The sequence below is a fragment of the Rheinheimera maricola genome (assembly GCF_016918075.2).
GTDB classification, from domain to species: domain Bacteria; phylum Pseudomonadota; class Gammaproteobacteria; order Enterobacterales; family Alteromonadaceae; genus Alishewanella; species Alishewanella maricola_A.
On sequence record NZ_JAERPS020000004.1, the window covers coordinates 398,965 to 418,625 of the forward strand.

Genomic DNA, 19,661 nt, shown 5'->3' on the forward strand with positions numbered 1-19,661 from the left:
CTGGCGCTATTTTCAGTTTCAGGCCGGCTTTAAGCCGGCCTTTTGCATTAAGTTGCTTGCTTAGCAGGTTTAATGAAACGGCTAAGTAACGCCGGTAATAGGGTTAAATCGGCGGCCAGCGCCATTAGCATGGCTGCGGCAGTTAGTAAGCCAAAATACACGCTGGGTAAGAAACTGGAAAAACCAAATACGGCAAAGCCGGCAGCCACGAGCACAGAAGTAAACAGCATAGCCAGGCCGGTGTGCCCAAATGCTTGCTGCAACGCTTGCTGTGCCGGTGCCTGCAAATAGCTGTGTACAAAGTGAATGGTGTCATCGATGGCGATACCCATCGCAATAGCAGCGATGGTAATGGTCATAATATCCAACGGAATAGCTAACCAACCGATAAGCCCCAATATGCCCAGCGTAGTGCACACATTTGGTACTAAGGCGATAAGCGCAATTCTTATTGAGCGAAAGATCAGCAGCAAAATAACCGCCATCGCCAGGTAAACCAAACCTAAGGTCATAATTTGCGAGTCAAACAGCCGCGATAAAATATCTTGATACAGCACAAACAGATTGGTCAGGCTGTAATCCTCAGCGGCTAGGCCAACAGCCTGTAAATCCTGCTGCAGCTGCTGCATTAATAATTCGCGGTTAAGCCCTTCGGTGGTGTCCTGAATACGCGTGGCGATGCGAACCTGCAGCGGATCTGCGGCCAGGTAGGCGCCAACCAATTGGTTTACCACTTTTTCATCCAGCAGCTGGTAAATGGAATTTAATTCATACTCTGTCAGCGGCTTGCCATCGTTCAGCTGAGTGGCCAAAGTTGTAAAGTTAACCAATGATGTCACATTACCGGTGGCCGGAAAGGCGGCTACTGCGGCATGGGCGACATGCAGCTGATTAAACTGGGCGGCGCTAAGCAGTAAATCCGTTTTAGCTTGCGCCGGGTCAAGAGTAATAACAATGTCCAGGGGGGTAGAACCACCAAACTCTTGATCAATAAACTTCAGCTCGCGATACACCTGTGTATCTTTGGCAAAATAATCAATAAAGCTGTTTTCAACATTAAGACGTGCCAGGCCGGGTAGCAGCAGCGCAAACAGCAGCAGGCAGGCAAACACCATGCGCAGTGGTGCACGTTGAGCCAGCCGCCGGACAGCCTGCAATGCACGGCTGAATATGGCGTAGTCGGCTGTTTCCGGCTTGTTACTAAGCAGGCTAAGCAACGCTGGAAATAGCAACAGGCTAACGCTGATGCTAATTAGCATGGCTATTAACATCATATAACCAAAGTCGACCACCGGCTGAATACCGCTAAAAATTAACGAGCCAAAGCCGATTGAGGTAGTGGCTGCAGCATAAAAGCACGGCGCCAATTTTTGCTGTAACGTCATAATAATGCGCTGCTGTTGGCTTGCAGCGCTATTGTTGCGGGCGACATCGCGATAAGTGCCGATAAGATGGATCATCACCGCCAGGGTTAAAATAAGCTGTAAAGCAATAAAATTAGCGGAAATAACGGTAGCGCGAATATCCAGCAGCGCAAACAGGCCAAGGGTAAGCCACACGCTTACGGTGCAACTGAGCAAAGGAAACAGCACCCAGCGCAGGCTGCGGTAAAGCAACAGTAACAACAGGGCGATAATAATGGCGATGGCGCTGCCAAACAGGGTTAAATCACTGCTGATAATATTCACCAAATGCTGTGCCACCACATAGCCACCGCCGCTAAATGTGTCGGCGCGTGGCTGTACTTGTTGGTTAATTTGCTCTATCTGGGCAATTTCCTGCTGGCGCTGCTTAACCAACGCCTGACGTAGCGGATCAGCTTGTTGCTGCAGTTGCGCCAGTGTTGCTTGTTCTTCGGCGCTCAGTTCACGTTGCAGGGTGTATTGCTCTATCGCCAGCATGTCGCGCTCCAGGGCAACAAGTTGTGCATCTGGCGTAAACACAATTTGAATGGCGGCAGCAGTTTGCTGCTGGTTTAGCAGCAAATCGGTAAATATAGGGTGGTCGTTAAGCAATTGCCGCATTTGAGCTGGTGAATATTGCTGTTTCTGCCAGGTCAGAGCCGCTACATCAACGTCTGTTGTCAGCGCTGACGCATCGCTAATCAGCGGAACGTTTAGCATTGAGGTAACACTTTGCACCCGTTCCAGCTTGCTGTATTGCGTGCTAAGAGCGGTTAAATCGGCAAAGGTTGCGCTGCTGAACAGCTCGCCGTTATGTGGCTTATACGCCACTAAGATAAATTCGTCCGGCGAAAAACGCTGATTAGCCTGTTGGGTTTTAATATATAACGCGTTGTTCTTTACCAGCAGTGTGTCGGCTGAGGCATCAATTCGAAACTGCGGTGCATAAAAAGCGGCGGCTACGAGCAGCAAGCTAAATAGCAGTAATATCGCAAAGCGAGCATGAACAATGCGTTGTGCCAGCCACAGGCTAATGCCGGTGTTATTTTGGCTGCTGGTTGAAAGCGTCATCACGCTTTACTCCCTGGATAAACTGATTACGAAAATATAAGTAGGGGTCTTCCGCCTGCTGATACAGCGTTTCGTAAACCCTAACGCGGTCAGTAAAGCTGTCAATCGCATCGACACCCTGCAGATAGTAGGTATCCGGCGGCGAGCTAACGTGCCGCAGCGGATCTAGCAGTACTTCACTAACTACCGACGTTGAGCCGCGTACATTATTTTGCCCCAATATCGGCAGCACCAGATAAGGCCCTGGGCCAACGCTGTAGCTTGCCAGCGTGTCTGCCAGTGATTGTTTCGCTGCCGGTAGTTCAAACCAGGCGGTGGCGGGGTCAAATAGTCCCAGCAAGCCAACCGTGCTGTTAATTAAAAAGCGGCCCAGGTTGGTACCGGCATCTTTAACTTCGCCAGCCGCCAGGTTATTTAGCAGGCTAAGTGGTTCACGAATGTTATCAAAGGCATTACCAACCTTACTGCGTACCGCAGCAGGCAGAACATATTCATAGCCTTTAACCAGCGGGAATAAGGCATAGGTATAGGCCTGATGATTAAAACCGAACATGGCGCGGTTCCAGCCTTGCAACGGATCATGGTATTGCGCTGCGCTGTCTTCAGCGACAGCTTCGGCGTTATCACGCTCGGCCATATCCACTACCGTAGGCGTAATCTCAATGCTGCCCTGGGAGGTTTCAATAGTAGTGCTTTGGCCACTACTAAGCTGCTCTGCCGCCGACAACTCTGCAGGCTTTGCTGTTGGTTGCAATGCCTCAACCGGCGCAACGTCAACCGGCACAGCTTCAGGCTGCACCGGTTTGGTAGCGCAGCCGGCCAGCGCCAGTACACACAGCCCGGTTAATAAGATTACAGGTTTCATTAAATACTCCGCTGCTATCCGGCGCACAAGTGCGTAAGTTAAAGTAAGGCTATAGCACACCATAACAGAACGTTAGGTTAACCGGCTGATAAAAAATTAAGAATTTGTAACCACTAAGCCAGCGGTTTAAGTAAACGACAAAGTGGCAGCAGCAGAAAAACAAAAGGCCAGCATTGCTGCTGGCCTTTTGCTATTTGGTGGGCTGGCGTCTATTGAACTAGCGCTATATGCTTATGATATATAGGGTTTTTGCTGTTTGGTTGTTTTTGATGAACCCCCAAAAGTACCCCATTTTTACCTCTGTTACAGTGCAAAAATATTTTTATATTTTTTTTCTTGTTCTGCCTATTTCGGGCTTTAGGTGTGTATTTTGGTTGTGGGTGAGCTCAAAGTACTGCCATTATTTCAAGCTCGGCATGGTGAAGTGCTAGCTTCTCAGTCGTGTTCAATTTTCTGCGTTTTATATATTCTATGTTCAACGCCCTGCGCTGGGCCGGGGGTAACCGTTCAGCGGCTTTATCAATTTGAACTACCCATGCTGGGGGGCGAATATTGTCACTACTGGAGGTGCTACCTTTGCGTTCACCAGCGGCCCATATTCCAGTTTTTGCGGATTCGGTTAAAGATGCAGTAATTGATACCCGGCAAAAACCAATCGGGGTTTCCATTTTGGCCCAGTAGCTCCCCCAGTCTTGCAGTAACCGTCTAACATCTTTTATTTTCATAGGGCTTTATCTGCAATTTCCCAGGCATCAAAAAGCGACATATTGAAAGCGGTCTGGCAAATATAACAAACAGTGCTCAAGCCGGGCTCTGATAAACGTGATTCCCAGCGCTGATAAGTCCGCGGGCTAATCTCGGTTACTGTTCAGACTTCTTCCTGTGTTAACCCCAGATGGCGCCTTACCGCTCTAACCAGCTGGCCGCCGTGGATCATAGTTCTAGCCATTCGCAGTTCCACCATAAAAAAAGGCCAGTTACAGAACCGGCCTTAATAAATCAAAAACATTAAGCGGCTTTGATCTTTAACAGCTTAATGCACTCACTGTTAACTACGCCGCCGCCGATCCGCTGCGTTGTGTAAAAGTTAACGTATGGCTTGCTGGTATATGGATCCCGTAACATGCGGATATCAAACCGGCGCGGGATATGGTAACCCCGTTGCAGATTGCCGAACATAACCGGAACTGATCCAGCGGCAATGTCTGGCATGTTCTCGTCAATTTCCACCGGGTAACCGAAAAGCGTTGGTGGTTCGCCAGCTGATACTGCGTCTTGCCACATGTATCGCCCGTTACCGTCTTTTAAAAGACTTAAAATTAACGCTGTGGTGTCATTCATCACGAATGCCGCACCGGTGCGATATTTTGCATTTAACGCAGAGCGCAACGCCTTAACGTCATCAAAGTTAATTAGGCCGGCTGCTACTGTCTCAACGAATTGCAAAGTACCAAACGCGCGTACTTTGTCTTTCTCGTTGGTGTTTGGGTAGGTCAGAATACCTTTAGGCTTGTTGGTGCCATCGCCATTGATCAGCGCTTCGCCAAGTTGGTCAGAGAATTTTTCGCCAACTTCCTCAGTAATAAACTGATCAACATTAAATGCCGCGTCATCGATCATCTGCTGGGTTGCTTGTGGGTTGGCGTACAGTTCACCCAGCTTGATGTCTACAGAAGCAAGTTGAGGTGTACCGGTGTTCGGGCGGTCATCAGTTTCACCAACCCAACCAGCGCCAGTGCCACGCAGGTTTACCAGCTTTTTGTAAGTGCCAGTTTCCGCTTCGACTACGGTAGCCAGTCGCATAACTGCAGATGCCTGGTATTCCAGTTTTTCCAATTCCTGAGCAATAACTTCTGGCACAGCATACCCGCCATCAGGTTCGGAATTGGTTGCCATAGCCTTTGTGTTTAACTCGTCTAGGCCGGTGAAGTCACCTTTGCGGATATACTTGCTTAACGCTTCGGTGGCCGCTGATTTACTGCCTTTGGTACCGGTTGCGCCTGGGCGTCCCGCTTTTTTTTCCATCTGATCAAGCCGTGTTTCAAGTTCTGACTGTTTCTCCTTTATGTCAGACACTTTGTCATGAATTTTTTGTGCAATTGATGACACATCATCGTTGCCAGCAGATTTGCTTAGTAGCTGTGCTGGCATAAAACCAGTAAATGAATTTGTTTGTTTCATGTTAGTTTCCTAAAAAATTGATGATTGGTTTGTTTGTTCAATCTTTCAGGCCTATTGCATCGCGCACATTCCTAAAAGCAAACGCTGCAGCATCACGCAGAGCGTTAATTGTGGAACCGGCCCAGCTTCCCGCCGTTGGTTCCTGCCTTGCAACTTTGCTAAGCTTGCATTTGGAGCGCTGGCCGCTACTTAGCAATTAAGGTTTGTTGCGGTACCTACGAAGCCCTGCGGCCAGCTTCATTTTTGTTTATTAACCTGTAGGCCGTTGCCAGCAAAATAGCCTCTTTTTTGCTGAACCCTCTCGACCTCAAAAAATGCTCATAGTCTCTTACGCTTTTGATTGATGCTCTCGGTGTCATGCTTGTTTTGCCTGCTTGTTATTCTGAGAAAGAAAAACAAGCCAACCCATAGCGTTAATATCGCCGAGCTCCGCGGCTGCTCTCATTTTTGCAAGGTAGACCCGGCTATCAGCTTCACCAGGTAACTTATTTAATTGCTTTCTGCCTTTTTGCAGCATAGTGCCTCCGCTCAAATTACCGGCAAGAATAGACGTAAATCAGTATGAAAAAAAGCACTTCTCCGGCCATTTTTCGCTTATTTTACAGTTAGTTGTCAGCATGGGAATATATGGGGTTTCTCTGGAATATTTAAATTTTTATCAGTTGTTTGAGTTTAAACTTTTAATTTCGCGGGTGTAAAAATTTGACTTAATGGGCGGTACATCTGGTTGAACCAGTAGAGATTTGATCCCCCCCTCCCGGTGCCTGTTTCCGCTGGTTTGCGGCTACATCAGCCTGAAATTAACCAGAATCGTTTTAAAACTTTAATGCTAAGGCATGTGGTGCCCTCTCAATTTAATTTGTTAGAGCCAGCGCTAGCCGCCTTAGATTGCTGCTGTGTTTTGGTCAGTTCAATCACTAATTGATTAGCGTTAGTAGGGCATGATAAGCGCCCTTACAGCCTTACTGCTGGGCTTATGGTGGTGTGTGTGGCTGCTGGTAGGGTAGTGGGTGCTGCTACAGTAGCCTGGCCAGCATCGATAGCCCATCGATAAGACTGATAAAAGTTATCACTTAACTGATTTGGCGGTTTCCACCATGTAAAACGCCGAAATGCTCTGTATGCCTTATAATTTCTGGCCTGTGCCTTTTTGGTGTGTTATTCCGTGGCCTGTAAAATCAGGCTATATGGCCTGTGGTTGGAGCCGCTTTAAAATGTTCAAGTATTACAATTCCAGATTAAACGCTACCTCTTTAATTATACTGGTTTAGTGTTTAATAAATATCGTCAATGCCTGCGGTATGCCTACTTGGCACTTTCTTATGCTGAAAGTGCCAGATTTTAAGAAGTCCTTAATTGGTGCGGCTTGTGGGGCATTAGTGCTTTTTCAATGCCTGCATAGTGATTGCACCATTCAGCTGTTAGCAGCTTTGTAGGGCCATTAGTGCAGATTAACATTGCTGCTATATCGTGCTGGTTTGGCCCTTAGGTGCTGGCGTAACTTCACCCAGTAAGGTAGTTCTGCCGGTGATAGGTTCTGCAATAGTGTGGCCGGTGGTGTTTGATTATCGTCAACACGATAGCCGGCTATATTGCCTTTAATGTTGCTAATAAAGCGATACATAACGCGCAGTATTCCACCCTGAGCCATGGCCAGGTAAATGAACTGCTCCGGATTAAGCGCTGGTGGGTGTTCTCCTGGTTGCAGTAAAACCCATTTATTCATAGTACTAATCCAGTTGATACAGTTTTTTTAGTGGTTTGGCTGGTTGGTGCTCCTTGGGAGCCGGCAAGCGTTTGGTATCGGTGAAACGGCTCAGATGCAGCTCTGGCTGTAAAAATGTGCTGCCCGTTTTGCCCATCCGGTTTTTTGCAAAAATGATTTCTGTAAGGCTGTGTTCGTCTCGCTGGCCCTCGTAATCCTCATCATGTAGAAAGATCACCATATCTGCATCTTGTTCAATGCTGCCGCTGTCTCTTAGGTTCACCAGGGTTGGTTTACCGGTCAGGTTGCGGTTAAGTTGGCTCAGGGCCACTACCGGGCAATTCATTAGCTTTGCCAGGTTTTTAAGCCCTGCGCTTACGTTACCAATACGGATCGTTTGGCTTTCACCCTCTGCCCTTATTAGTTGCAGATAATCAACAACGATGACAGCGGGGTTGCTTCCTTGCTTGATTGCCATACGCTTAGCCCGAGCTTGTATCTGTGTTAAGTGCTGGCCGCCTTTATCGTCAACCATTAGCCGTGATTGTTTCATGAGCTCCATAGCGTTACCGATCCGAGCGAATCCGTTGTTGTCCTCCATCACGCTAGCGTTAAGTATCTTGGCAAGTGGTGTACTGCTTATGCTGGCGTAAACCTTTTGTAGTATCTGCTGTGCTGGCATTTCCAGGCTAAAGAACAAGGCCCATTGTGGCGCGTTGTTAGTGATAGCTATACGCTCAAGCATATTAAGCACAAGCGTTGTTTTGCCCATAGATGGGCGGGCGGCCACTATGACAAGATCGCCATTTCTTAAACCGCCTGTCATGTAATCCAGATTTTCAAAGCCAGTGCTAAGCCCTGTTATGTTTCCGCCTTTTTTGGTGATTTCTTCCAGGTGTTGCAGCAAAGCTGCTTGATGATCTTTTAGGTTGGTTATCTGCTGATCTGTTTCATCTGCGCCAATGCTGCCCACCTCAGACAGTACCAAGTTGATCCGCTCTGCTGGTTCGTGGCTTTTGTTGTGTAAAACGGCTAATGCTGAGTTTAAGGCGCCAGCCGCCCGGCGGAGCTGGCCATACTCTTTAACTATGTTCGCATAGGCTTTTAAGTTGGCCTGGCTGGGTGTGTTTTTGTAGCATTCGCCCAGATATGTGATCTCGTAAGCTGGCTCTCTGGTTTGGATTAGCTCAGTAACGGTTATTATATCTGCATAACGTCCGCGTGCTGAAAGCGCCTGTATCGCTCGCCAGGCTATTTGAGTTTCCCTGACGCTAAAATCATCTGGCTTACAAGTTTCAATAGCATAAAGGGCGTTTTCGCTGCCACTGTCATGTAATACACCTCCTATCACTGCCTGTTCAGCTTGAAAATTAATTAATGCTTCCATCTGCTGCCCTATTTAATTGTTCGTTTTCTAACTGTTGCTGGAATTGCTGGTTAAAGTCAGTCAGCCATTTATCATCAGAAAGCCAAACCTCCTGATTAAGATATGTTGTGCAGTGCTGATTGCTGCCCAAGATGTTCGGGTTGGCCCGGCGCATTTCCTGAAAGGCTAAGCAGACGTTGAGCTGGTATCTTAGTTTGGCTTCATCGTGGCCCCTGGTTAACTTCAGCCAGGCAGCGAGGGCTTTTTTCTTGCTGCCGATTGCTGCCGCTCCGCCGGTTAAAGCTGCGTATTCTTTCCATAGTATTTCAAACCATTTTTTGGCCGAATTAACAGGATCAACCATCGGTTGATCTATTAATGGTTCAATGACTGGTTCTACTGACTGGTTCTGAGTACCGTTTTTGGTACTGTTCAAAGTACCGTTTTTGGTATCGTTCAAAGTACCGTTTTTGGAATGATTCCGTTTTTGGAATGATTCCGTTTTTGGCACTGTTTCAGATGAAAGGTTAAGCCGGTAAACCTTAACCCGTTGGGTTGCTCCCTTTCGCTTGCCGGTGTCTAAAATTGCGCCAGCTTGTTCTAATTCCCTAGTGGCTTTAATAACGGTTTTACGGTTCAAACCGGTATCAGCTTCTATGCGCTCTACACTGGGGTAACACTCGCAATCTTCGCCAGCGCGATCAGCTAGGGCCAATAGGACAAGCTTCACCGTTGAGCATGACGCCTTAAAGCGCCAAGCCCAATCCGTTGCTTTTCTGCTCATTAGAACCCCTTAAGCCGATTTAAGGAGCTTTTCCAGTGGTGTAGAACACAGCTTTTCCCAGTTAACTGGTGCTGCTTTTCTTCTCGCTCGCAGCTGATTTACCATGGCTTTAGCGCTAATTAGTTGGTCAAATGGCAATCTGTAGCGTGTAAGGTAGCAATTAACGCCGCAATAGCCTTTAACTTGTTCACGTTCCCTATCAACTTCAAGATCATGCCTGTTCGATAGTTCACTTATCACGCTATTCAGGTGCCTAGCATTAACAGGTGGATGCTCTGCTTCCTGGCAATTAAGACTACCGTTGTATAACAGCGCCAGCAGTACACGTTCAATCTGACTGGCTGGTTTGGTAGTTGCAGTTCTGCTTATAATTTTTGTAAACTCTTGTCCGCAATAAGCTGTATCGATGGGGCTGCCTGCCGGGGCAGCCTTTTTTGTGTCAGTCATAAGTCCCCCTTAAGCTGCTCGGCCGGCTTCGGCTAATCGTTGGTTTATCCAGCCATCAATATCACTTTCCAACCAAGCAACCCGGCCGCCGCCTATATCGATAGGGCGGGGAAATTCTCCGTCTGTCATTCGTCTGTAAATGCTGGAACGTGAAAGGCCAACCCGGGATAACACTTCCGAGCGGCGGATTAATCGTTGTTTAGATATTTCTGAATTCATTTGACACCCCTTTGGCATTGTTTAGCTTTCGGGGGTATGTTCGTGGAATGGCTGGTGATTAGTCTCGAAGCTAAGAGGAATATGCTGTTAACTTCGATCAATAGTTAACTTCGATTATTTGCCACCTTTCTTCAGTGCTGCTCTGCCTGCTCCGATTAAATCTCTATATGCTATATCGGTAATACCAAGGTCGTATCCGCCACATTCATTAGCTTTATGCTCAAGCATTAGCTCATTAATTCGTCTATGTAGCTTATGAGGGTTATTAATTAAATCGTCGCTTTCGCCGGCAAGTTTAAGAACCAGCTCAGTCAGGGCAGTTACTGCTTTGGCTCTGCCAGGGCTATTGCGCTCAGGCTTAATTGTGCTAATTAACTCATTGTTCTGCGCAATGCTGTTAGCTATATCAGTATCGTTATATTTGCTTTTCAGCGTTTGACCTGTGTTAATTGCATTATATAAGACACTTAGCTCGTCTTTTGTTAAGTACAAGTCAGCAGGAGTTAATGCTTCGTTGTGCCAAAGTGCATAATACTGTGTTGCCCAATCGCCGTGAATTATGCAAACCCACTCATTTAATGGAATGTCGAGTGGCTGATTGTATGCAAACTCGATGAACTGGCGGTGTATTTGGCACAAACCAGCCAATAGAACTTCGGGTTCTGTCGGATTGTTTTTTGTCACTATGGCATCCAAAAAAGGGGTAATTCTGTAGCTTTTTTGGAATGGCCGTCCGCCCCCTGAGACAAGTACTTTCTCAACGTCAGCGATAAAGTTGGCATGGTCACCAATTTCAGCATATCTATTTTCATCAACCATTAGATACAGCCTAATAGCGCCAATTGCTCCCCAGTGCAAAATATCTTCAACTTCACAGCTTAGCATTCTCGCGGCTCTATCAAGCTTGCAATATTCCAGTGGTAAAAGGGGCGGGAGTGGCCGCCCTTTGCTCTTAGCTGTCATTGTTATACCTGTCTATTGCAACCAAGTTTCAATAAAAACAGCTGATCCAGGGTGTTGTGCTAGATGCTCGCACGCTTCGCCCTCGGAACTGAAAGGGCCAGCAATTTTAGTACCCGGCTGGGTGTTGTTGATCAACCTTCTCACTGTGTATTCGGTTACTGCTAAACTATCTTTTGGTGTTTGCGGCGTGTTCATGTTGACTCCTTAATCAATTCTTCTGGCTCATAGCCTTTCTTTTGTTAATCCAATTTTCTATGTCGTTACTGTCCCAAGCCACAGACCTTGCCCCTAAACTTATTGGCGCGGGGGCTTCGTTTTGTTTGATCATCGTGTACCAGGTTGTTTTTCCTACTCTTACAATTTGTAGTACTTCCGGCAATTTAAGCAGCTGCATTTTTCCACCCATCTATTTAATTAGAACCTTAAGCTCTGCTTCCGAACTTAGCCGGGATTACGTTTGTACTGCTGGCACTTAAGCGCAGCGTGTCCAGATATTCTGCCCAGCGCTGCATCATGTCAGTTCGCTGGGGTAAGTGCTTGGTTCTGTTGTATGCTCTGCCGTTCGCGTCCTTAACTGCGTGTGCTAGCTGCTGCTCTATCCATTCAATGCGATAACCTAAAACCTCATCCAGTAGCGTCCGGGCCATTGCCCTAAAGCCATGCGGCGTTAAAGTGTCGTTGTCATAACCCAGCGCCCGTAGCGCCGTTCTGACGCCATTTTCTGATAGCGGGCGGCTCTGGCCCCTGGGTGAAGGGAAAACATACTTTAGATGGCCGGTCAGCGGGTGCAATTCTTCAAGTATTGACTGTGCCTGTTTACTGAGCGGGATAATGTGCGCTTCCCGCATCTTCATTTTTTCGGCGGGGATCTCAATGCGGGCGTTATCAAAGTCAATTTCTGCCCATTCCAAGTGCCTTAGTTCACCTGGGCGGCAAAATAACAGCGGGGATAGCTGCAGTGCTGCTTTTACAATATTAGTTCCGTTGTAACCGTCTATTGCCAACAACAGCCTGCCCACTTCTGCCGGCTCAGTTATGGCCGGAAAATGCTTTGTCACCGGGTTCTTTAATGCGCCCTTTAGATCAGCACTAATGTCACGTTCAGCGCGACCTGTTGCAATGGCATAGCGGATAATTTGACCGGCGGTTTGCTTAGCTCTGTGTGCCGTCTCGATAGCGCCACGTTTCTCTATGCGCCTTAAAGCGGCCAATAGATCGAGCGGGGTTAGTTCGGCAATTGGTTTGCGGCCAATATAGGGGAATAAGTCTTTTTCCAGCGCTGAGCTGGTGCGGTCGCGGTGGCTTTCGCTCTTGTCGTACATTTTCACGGCCAGCCATTCACGGGCGATCACTTCAAAGCTATTTGCTGCCGATTGGTTGCTGGCAAGCTTGCGGGCCTGCTTCTCTGCACTGGGGTCGATACCTTGCGCCAGTTGGCGGCGGGCTTCATCTCGCGCTAAGCGTGCATCTTTTAGGCTTATATCAGGGTAAACGCCGATTGCTAATAGCCGCTCTTTGTTGGCAAAACGGTACTTCATGCGCCAGTATTTAGCCCCGCTGGGCTTTACCAAGAGATAAAGGCCGCTGCCGTCTGACAGTTTATAATCTTTCTCAAGCGGTTTGGCTTTGTCTACCTGGGTGGCGGATAACGGCATGTTCTAACCTCCGATAAATTAGCACCTATTTGCCTTGGGGTATCGGTTTTGGGGTACCGGTCAGAGTGATGATACTGGTACCCCGTAAAGATACCCTAATATTTCAGGGGTATCTGTAGGAAGATAGTAGACCAGATGGGAATAGCGAGCAATAAAAAACCCAGCAGTTACGCTGGGTTAGTGGCCTGTTTGGGACTGGCTGAGTCCGTCATTTGGTGGAGCTGGCGGGAGTTGAACCCGCGTCCGAAAAACCTACATCTTCGGTACTACATGCTTAGCACATTCATTTAGTTAACCCTCTGAGCGCCGAATGGCAGGCTATCGTCGGGCGAGCCTGATTGGTTTTAACGTTTTGTCTCCAGGCGAAGACGCGACGCGATTCTGTTAGGGGTGATCTTCCAGAGTCTCAGCTTACAGACATGCGTGAGGGGAAGAGCTATCTACTGCCTATTAAGCAGCGATTGCGTAGTTTTCGTCGTTTGCGACTAGTTTTTTGCGGTTTTTTTACGAGGCCTACCGCACCTCGGCATGCACCTAGGAGTTCGTGAATCCCGTCGAATCCAGAATCAGCCCCGAATTCTGTATGGAACACTTACACACCATAGTGTTTAGCTATTGTACGCAGCTGAGGCTTGTTACACAAGCAAGCATTGCACCTTCACCGTTTTTAATGTCGCACAACTTAAGATGGTGCTGCGCGACAAAAAGTTCAAGCCCTGATTTAGCGTTTAGAGTGTTTCATCATGCGTTCTTTTTCGCGTGACCAGTCTCTATCTTTAATATCGTCACGTTTATCAAAGGTCTTCTTACCTTTGGCCAGGTGAAACTCCAGCTTTACCCAGCAGGCTTTCCAATACATGGCCGTAGCAATAAGGGTAAAACCGTCACGCTCTTTTAAGCCGATCAATTTATCCAGCTCGCGCTTGTGCAGCAATAACTTGCGGCTGCGCTCGGGGTCGCACACCACATGGCTTGATGCGCTGTTTAGCGGCTGAATTTGTGCGCCAAGCAAGAAAGCTTCACCATTGTGCAGGATGACATAAGAGTCAGACAGGTTAACTTTACCCTCGCGGATACTTTTTAGCTCCCAGCCCTGCAGCGCCATACCGGCTTCATAGCGGTCTTCCAGAAAGTACTCGTGCCGTGCTTTTCTGTTCTGCGCTATGGTGCCGTTTTTGTTTTTACTAACTTGTTTTTTACTCATAATGTGTTATTTGTCGCAGCTCTGTTTTATTGGTCAGCGGTGGCTCAAGCCTTGTTGCAGCGCGTTATTCTGTTACAATCGGCGGCGGATTTAAAGGGGATAGAGTATGCCACAAATTGAGCGCAGTGCGTTGGTTTTTTACAGCGCGCAGCAGATGTTTGACTTAGTCAACGCCGTACCTGACTACCCACAATTTCTGCCCGGTTGCAGCTCTGCCCGCATTGTCAGCCGGTCTGAAACAGAGATGGTGGCATCGCTTACGGTTTCCAAGGCCGGTATCGGCCATACTTTTACCACCCGCAACACCTTGTATGCTAATCAGCGTATTGCCATGCAACTGGTCGATGGCCCATTTAAGCAATTACAAGGTGGTTGGGAGTTTCAACCGCTAAGTGATACTGCCTGCAAAGTGATGCTGAAATTAGAATTTGAGTTTTCCAATAAGTTAATTCAATTTGCCTTTGGTAAAATATTTGCCGAACTTGCCGCTTCAATGGTGCAGGCCTTTACCCAAAGGGCAAAACAAGTGTACGGAGAGCAACATGTCTGAACGGATCACTGTAGAGGTCGCTTATGCGTTACCAGAGCGGCAGAGCTTGCTTACGGTGTCGGTAGACATGCACGACACTGTGCAGCAAATAATTGAATTATCGGGTATTTTGCAGCAATTTAGCGATATTGATCTTAGTGTGCAAAAAGTAGGTGTCTGGAGCCGGCCAGTAAAACTTGATGATAAGGTAAAAACGGGCGATCGAATTGAAATTTATCGGCCGCTGATTGCCGATCCAAAAGATTTACGCCGTCGGCGCGCCGAAAAAGCAAAAGAAGAAGGTCGGGCAGACAAAGTAACCGGTGGCCGTCCTCACGAAGTGAAAACGGCAGCAGAATGAAAAAAACCAGCGGTATGCTGGTTTTTTTAACTTAACCGTCTTAGCTAGATATCCAGTGGGGTATTAAAGTCGGCTGATTTCTCAAAATCACCTTTAATATCCTGCAACTTGTCATCTTTGAACTCAACAATCAGTTGTTTTTCAAAGTTAGTGCCACGGCCGCCTCTAAGGGCATAAAAATAGTGCCAGGTATCATTGTCAAAGGCATTGTCGGCTACCGGTGATCCCAAAACATAACGCACCTGCTCTTTGGTCATCGCCACCCGTAATTTGTTAATGTCTTTTTGTTCGAGAAAGTTACCCTGTGGGATGTCAATACGATACACCCAGCTGCTGCATGCACTAAGGCTGGCCAGGCCAATGGCCAATACGACTATTTTAATTACTGCTTTCATCTGTTGCTTCTGCTTTACCTGAATGGGCTCATCATACCTTATGACGAGCCTGCTGAAAAACCTTCTTTCAGACTGCAGGGGCACATAAAAGTTCGCGGGCATTTGCCAGCGCGCTGGCGCTGATGTTTTCACCGGCCAGTAAACGGGCAATTTCACTGATACGTTCTTCATCAGTTAGCTGGCGCATACGAGTTTCAGTGGCCTGACCGTCGGTATATTTTTCGACATACAGTTGCTGGTGGCCCAGGCTGGCCACTTGGGGCAGGTGGGTTACACAGATAATTTGTGTGGTTTCACCCAGCTGGCGTAGCAAGCGACCTACACCGGCCGCCACCGGACCACTGATACCGACGTCTACTTCGTCGAAAATCAGTGTCGGCGTGGTGATTTTATCAGCCAGTATTACCTGTATTGCCAGGCTGATACGAGACAACTCACCACCAGATGCCACTTTATGCAAGGGCTGCAGGGGTTGGCCGGGGTTGGTCGATACCTGAAATTCAATGGTATCGATACCGTTTGCACTGGCTTGCTCTGTATTCAATTGGTTTAATACTATGGCAAATCGAGCGTTAGCCATGCTTAGTTCGTGCATGCTATGGCTTATCTTGTCGCTTAACAGCTGTGCGGCTTGTTGGCGTTGCTGGCTAAGTTGGCCGGCCTGGTTTAAGTACTGTTGTTTGGCTTGTTCAATGTCTGCAGCCAGTTGCAACAGGCGTTTATCGTTGCCGGTAAGGGCCGCCAGTTGGGCAGATAATTGTTGATGCTGTGTGGGCAGCTGTTCAAACACCACCTGATGTTTACGGGCTAAATTTAGCCATTGGCTAAGGCGCTCATCTACCTGGGCTAATCGCTCCGGGTCCAGCTCTACTTTATCGGCATAACGGCGCAGCTCGCGACTGGCTTCTTCGGTTTGTACTAATGCATCCTGCAGCATCTGGCTTATGTTGCTTAGCGCCGGATCAAGAGCAGACAATTGCTCTACTTGTGCCGCGGCAACCGACAGTGCCTGATAGATATTTTGCTGTTCATCATCGTATAGCATTTGCAGGCAATGCTGACTTTGGCTAAGCAGTGTATTACCGTGGCTAAGACGGCTATGTTCAGCTTCTAACTGCGGATACTCATTATCTTGTGGCGCAAAGTTGTCCAGCTCAGCGACTTGGTATTCCAACAACTGACGCTGTGCATCACGTTGTTGCTGTGACTGTTGCAGCTCACTGTATTCGCGTTGTAGCTGCTGCCAATTACGCCAGGCGCTGCGAGTTGTCTCTAGTACCGGGTTATTAGCAGCAAAGGCATCTAGCAGTTGGCGTTGATAATCGTGTTTGAGTAATTGCTGGTGCGCGTGCTGGCCATGAATGCTAAGTAGGTGCTGCCCCAGCGCTTTGAGTTGCTGCGCCGGCACCTGAACACCATTGATATAACCGCGAGAGCGGCCTTCATTACTTACCACGCGGCGCACTATACACTCGCTACCCATTGCCAGGTCTTGCTCTGTCAGCCACTGTTGCGCTGCTTTTAGCGCACTGATATCAAAGCTGGCGACAATATCGGCTTTGTCCGCACCGGGTCGCACTACACCCGCATCGGCACGTTCACCTAAGCACAAAGACAACGCATCAATGGCGATAGATTTACCGGCGCCGGTTTCACCGGTAATAGTAGACATGCCGCTGGCCCAATCGATTTCCAGCGCGCGTACTATGGCAAAGTTACTAATATGCAGATGACACAGCATGCAAGACTCCAAACCTGAATAGGTTATGTTTACTGGTAAAAATAACAGTGTTTATTTATACAGTAACTTTATACAGGTATTGGCTACTTAGCAAGCAGGCCGTTAATAAAGTTTGCTACCCCAGCCTAACTTATTGCGCAGCACATGAAAGTAGCTGTAACCCGGCGGGTGCACCAGCCGCAGTGGCGTGGGGTGTTTGCGGATGTATATCTCATCACCCGGCATTACGGCCAGAATAACATGGCTGTCGCAACTAATTTGCAGGTGTGCGTCGTTGGTGCTGGCTACTTTCAGCCGGATTTCGCTGCTACCCGACACCACTAACGGCCGGCTGCTTAAGGTATGGGGAAACATGGGTACCAGAGTAACCGCATCCAGATCCGGCGTTAAAATGGGACCGCCACCCGATAACGAGTAAGCGGTGGAGCCGGTCGGCGTGCTGATAATTAAGCCATCTGAGCGTTGGCTGTAAACAAATTCGTCGTTGATGTAGGCTTCAAACTCTATCATATGCGCTACTTTGTCGGCGTGTAGCACGGCTTCGTTTACGGCACTATTGCTGCTTTTAATTAAGCCATTGCGTTGTACGCTGATTTCCAGCAAGTTACGCTTTTCTGTGACAAAGTTGCCTGCCAGCACCTCGCTTAACGGCTGTTGAAAACTCTCTGGTGCTAAATCAGTTAGAAACCCCAGATTGCCACGGTTCACGCCCAGTACAGCAACGTCAAACCGGGCCAGTACCCTGGCGGCACCAAGCATATTGCCGTCGCCACCTACTACTATTGCCAGATCACATTTTTTGCCCAGCTCGACCAAATCCAATACTTCGACATCGGGTAGTGGCAGTGACTGGCCAACGCGCTCTTCCACATAGACCTTTAGTCCTTGCTGCTGTAAAAAGTGATACAAGGCCAGCAGGGTATTGTTTGCGCCTTGATGGTGTGGTTTTCCAATAAGGCCCACAGTGTGAAAAGCATGTGGCATAGCAGTTTCCTTTCAAAACGTTAAGGCAGTATAGCGGTAGCGCGCGCAAGACACTAGCTGTGCATTTTGCTTGAATTGCACACTAATGCCCCCATATCAAACCACAATAATAAATTGAGTATGGCGTATGACATTAACCCTGAGCCGGCCCGAGCTGATATTGAAGTTGATCGTAGAGCAGTATCTGCTGGACGGGCAACCGGTATCCTCTAAGCTACTGGCCGATAATGCTCAGTTGGCAGTAAGCTCAGCCACGGTGCGCAATACCATGATGGCGCTGGAGCAGCAGGGGCTCATTCGTTCGCCGCATACTTCTGCCGGGCGCATTCCGACCACGGCTGGCATACGGTTGTTTATCGACAAAATGCTACAGCTGCAGCCATTAACCGGCTTTTGGCAGAATGAGCTGCAACGTAAGTTAACGCCTCAGCTGCCGGTGTCGCTGTTATGTCAGCAAGCAGGGCAGTTGCTAACTAACCTTACCGGCTTTGTTGCTATTGTCAGCGCGCCTAAAGCTGATGGCCGTATTGTGCGGCAAATTGACTTGGTGCGTCTGGCCAGTGATCGATTGTTGCTGGTGGTAATTGATGAAGACGGTGATATTTTGCACCGGGTATTGCATTGTGAAACGGCGATTGATGGTAGTACGCTAAGTAAAGTATTGTGCCTGTTAAATGCGGCTTTGGGCGGCGGCGGGCAGTGGCAGGATGGTATTGAGCGGCTGGCAGGCGTGATACGTGGTGAAGCAGGTTTATGTCAGCAACTGCTGCAAAAGGTGTTGGGGCAAATTAGTTTAGATGAACTGCAGCAACACCAACCATTAATATACGGCCAGCATCAACTGCTGCTGACACCGGAGTATCAACAAAACCCGGCCCTGCAACAGGTGATGCAGATGTTGGAGCAACCCGAAGGGCTGTTGCGGTTGTTGCACACCGTTACGCTGGACGACCAGCCTAAATTGTTGCTGGGTAAAGAGTCTGGTTTTGTAGAATTGGCCAACGTTAGTGTAATAGTGCAGCGTTATCAATTGCAGCCAAAACGCTTTATTGCCCTGCTAGGGCCGCGGCGGATGAACTACGCCAGATTAATTCCGTTAGTGGAGGCGTGCGCACGACAATTAAATTTAAACTTGAATCGGCGCCAAGCATCCCCATAATACACCTAGTTAATTTTGGAGTAGTAACGCATGACTGAGCAACAACAGCCAAACGACAACAGCACTGAGCAACCTCAGCAACAAAATGAGCACGCCGATACCGTAGAATTGTCGGGTGAGCAGGCCATTATCGCTAAACTGGAAGCGGAATTAGCCGCGGCAAAAAGCCAGGTTGCAGAGCAACAAGATATGATGTTGCGCATTAAAGCTGAATCAGAAAATGTACGCCGCCGCGCCAGTATGGACGTGGAAAAAGCGCATAAATTTGCCCTGGAAAAATTTGCCGGTGATCTATTGCCGGTAGTCGACAATCTGGAGCGGGCATTGGGTTTTATTGACCGTGAAGATGAAGCGCTAAAAGGTATTATTGAAGGGGTTGAGCTGACACTAAAAAGTTTCCTCGATACCGTGGCAAAATTTGGTGTTAACCAGGTAGACCCTCAAGGCCAGCCATTTAACCCAGAGTTGCATCAAGCCATGAGTATACAGCCCTCTGCTGACGTAGCGCCGAACACCGTTACCTTCGTAATGCAAAAAGGTTACGAGTTAAACGGCCGCTTATTGCGCCCAGCCATGGTAGGTGTGTCTAAAGCACCGGACTAAGCTTTACCCTTCGACTACAGAGAAAG

General features: G+C 48.2%; 22 protein-coding genes and 1 other RNA gene. 4 read left to right on the forward strand and 19 right to left on the reverse strand.

The annotated features are described in order from the left end of the window. Positions 1-47 precede the first annotated feature (47 nt). The 16 genes from I4W93_RS13215 to smpB all read right to left on the reverse strand — a co-directional run bounded on the left by I4W93_RS13215 (position 48) and on the right by smpB (position 13,863). Positions 48-2,474 carry an efflux RND transporter permease subunit gene (locus tag I4W93_RS13215; protein WP_205311328.1) on the reverse strand — a complete coding sequence of 809 codons (2,427 nt, stop codon included), beginning with the start codon at positions 2,472-2,474 and terminating at the stop codon, positions 48-50. Then, positions 2,446-3,339, reverse strand: a complete 894-nt coding sequence (locus tag I4W93_RS13220) for an MlaA family lipoprotein (protein WP_205311327.1) — start codon at positions 3,337-3,339, stop codon at positions 2,446-2,448. The genes I4W93_RS13215 and I4W93_RS13220 overlap by 29 nt, the downstream gene beginning before the upstream one ends. Before the next feature lie 386 nt (positions 3,340-3,725). Then, positions 3,726-4,064, reverse strand: a complete 339-nt coding sequence (locus I4W93_RS13225; protein ID WP_205311326.1) for a hypothetical protein — start codon at positions 4,062-4,064, stop codon at positions 3,726-3,728. Between the two features lie 283 nt (positions 4,065-4,347). Beyond that, the gene (locus tag I4W93_RS13230) at positions 4,348-5,520 is read right to left on the reverse strand and encodes a phage major capsid protein (RefSeq protein WP_205311325.1); all 1,173 of its coding nucleotides are present in this window, start codon (positions 5,518-5,520) and stop codon (positions 4,348-4,350) included. Between the two features lie 355 nt (positions 5,521-5,875). Further along, positions 5,876-6,037, reverse strand: a complete 162-nt coding sequence (locus I4W93_RS13235) for a hypothetical protein (protein WP_205311324.1) — start codon at positions 6,035-6,037, stop codon at positions 5,876-5,878. 924 nt (positions 6,038-6,961) lie between these two features. Beyond that, the gene (locus I4W93_RS13240; protein WP_205311323.1) at positions 6,962-7,246 is read right to left on the reverse strand and encodes a hypothetical protein; all 285 of its coding nucleotides are present in this window, start codon (positions 7,244-7,246) and stop codon (positions 6,962-6,964) included. Positions 7,247-7,250: 4 nt separating this feature from the next. Continuing rightward, entirely contained in the window at positions 7,251-8,612 is a 1,362-nt protein-coding gene (locus I4W93_RS13245; RefSeq protein WP_205311322.1) for a replicative DNA helicase, read from the reverse strand. Beyond that, complete coding sequence (locus I4W93_RS13250) at positions 8,596-9,375, reverse strand: helix-turn-helix domain-containing protein (RefSeq protein WP_205311321.1); 780 nt, start codon at positions 9,373-9,375, stop codon at positions 8,596-8,598. Before I4W93_RS13250 ends, I4W93_RS13245 begins: the two co-directional genes overlap by 17 nt. 9 nt (positions 9,376-9,384) lie before the next feature. Continuing rightward, a complete protein-coding gene (locus I4W93_RS13255) occupies positions 9,385-9,822 on the reverse strand; it encodes a hypothetical protein (protein WP_205311320.1) in 438 nt (145 codons plus the stop codon). A gap of 9 nt (positions 9,823-9,831) precedes the next feature. Then, positions 9,832-10,041, reverse strand: coding sequence for a helix-turn-helix transcriptional regulator (locus tag I4W93_RS13260; RefSeq protein ID WP_205311319.1), 210 nt, complete (start codon positions 10,039-10,041; stop codon positions 9,832-9,834). A 114-nt stretch (positions 10,042-10,155) separates the two neighbouring features. Continuing rightward, positions 10,156-11,004, reverse strand: a complete 849-nt coding sequence (locus tag I4W93_RS13265; RefSeq protein WP_205311318.1) for a hypothetical protein — start codon at positions 11,002-11,004, stop codon at positions 10,156-10,158. A gap of 12 nt (positions 11,005-11,016) precedes the next feature. Then, entirely contained in the window at positions 11,017-11,199 is a 183-nt protein-coding gene (locus I4W93_RS13270) for a hypothetical protein (protein ID WP_205311317.1), read from the reverse strand. A gap of 13 nt (positions 11,200-11,212) precedes the next feature. Beyond that, the gene (locus I4W93_RS20550) at positions 11,213-11,410 is read right to left on the reverse strand and encodes a helix-turn-helix transcriptional regulator (protein ID WP_369408127.1); all 198 of its coding nucleotides are present in this window, start codon (positions 11,408-11,410) and stop codon (positions 11,213-11,215) included. A gap of 16 nt (positions 11,411-11,426) precedes the next feature. Then, on the reverse strand, positions 11,427-12,659 hold the full coding sequence (locus I4W93_RS13280; RefSeq protein WP_205311315.1) for a tyrosine-type recombinase/integrase: 1,233 nt from the start codon (positions 12,657-12,659) through the stop codon (positions 11,427-11,429). Between the two features lie 213 nt (positions 12,660-12,872). Continuing rightward, positions 12,873-13,233: a transfer-messenger RNA gene (ssrA, locus tag I4W93_RS13285) on the reverse strand. A gap of 147 nt (positions 13,234-13,380) precedes the next feature. Continuing rightward, entirely contained in the window at positions 13,381-13,863 is a 483-nt protein-coding gene (gene smpB / locus I4W93_RS13290; protein ID WP_205311314.1) for an SsrA-binding protein SmpB, read from the reverse strand. Between the two features lie 106 nt (positions 13,864-13,969). Between smpB and I4W93_RS13295 the strand changes: the two genes are divergently transcribed. Further along, on the forward strand, positions 13,970-14,413 hold the full coding sequence (locus I4W93_RS13295; RefSeq protein WP_205311313.1) for an SRPBCC family protein: 444 nt from the start codon (positions 13,970-13,972) through the stop codon (positions 14,411-14,413). Beyond that, a complete protein-coding gene (locus tag I4W93_RS13300) occupies positions 14,406-14,753 on the forward strand; it encodes an RnfH family protein (RefSeq protein ID WP_205311312.1) in 348 nt (115 codons plus the stop codon). The genes I4W93_RS13295 and I4W93_RS13300 overlap by 8 nt, the downstream gene beginning before the upstream one ends. Positions 14,754-14,797: 44 nt before the next feature. On the opposite strand, the gene I4W93_RS13305 is transcribed toward I4W93_RS13300, so the two are convergent. The 3 genes from I4W93_RS13305 to nadK all read right to left on the reverse strand — a co-directional run bounded on the left by I4W93_RS13305 (position 14,798) and on the right by nadK (position 17,873). Further along, positions 14,798-15,148 (reverse strand): outer membrane protein assembly factor BamE, encoded by a 351-nt coding sequence (locus tag I4W93_RS13305; RefSeq protein ID WP_205311311.1) that lies wholly within the window; start codon positions 15,146-15,148, stop codon positions 14,798-14,800. Positions 15,149-15,215: 67 nt separating this feature from the next. Next, complete coding sequence (gene recN, locus I4W93_RS13310; RefSeq protein ID WP_205311310.1) at positions 15,216-16,889, reverse strand: DNA repair protein RecN; 1,674 nt, start codon at positions 16,887-16,889, stop codon at positions 15,216-15,218. Between the two features lie 102 nt (positions 16,890-16,991). Further along, on the reverse strand, positions 16,992-17,873 hold the full coding sequence (nadK, locus tag I4W93_RS13315) for an NAD(+) kinase (protein ID WP_205311309.1): 882 nt from the start codon (positions 17,871-17,873) through the stop codon (positions 16,992-16,994). A gap of 127 nt (positions 17,874-18,000) precedes the next feature. On the opposite strand from nadK, the gene hrcA reads away from it, so the two are divergent. Further along, a complete protein-coding gene (gene hrcA, locus I4W93_RS13320; RefSeq protein ID WP_205311308.1) occupies positions 18,001-19,032 on the forward strand; it encodes a heat-inducible transcriptional repressor HrcA in 1,032 nt (343 codons plus the stop codon). Between the two features lie 30 nt (positions 19,033-19,062). Beyond that, positions 19,063-19,635, forward strand: a complete 573-nt coding sequence (gene grpE / locus I4W93_RS13325; protein WP_205311307.1) for a nucleotide exchange factor GrpE — start codon at positions 19,063-19,065, stop codon at positions 19,633-19,635. The last annotated feature ends 26 nt before the right edge of the window (positions 19,636-19,661 follow it).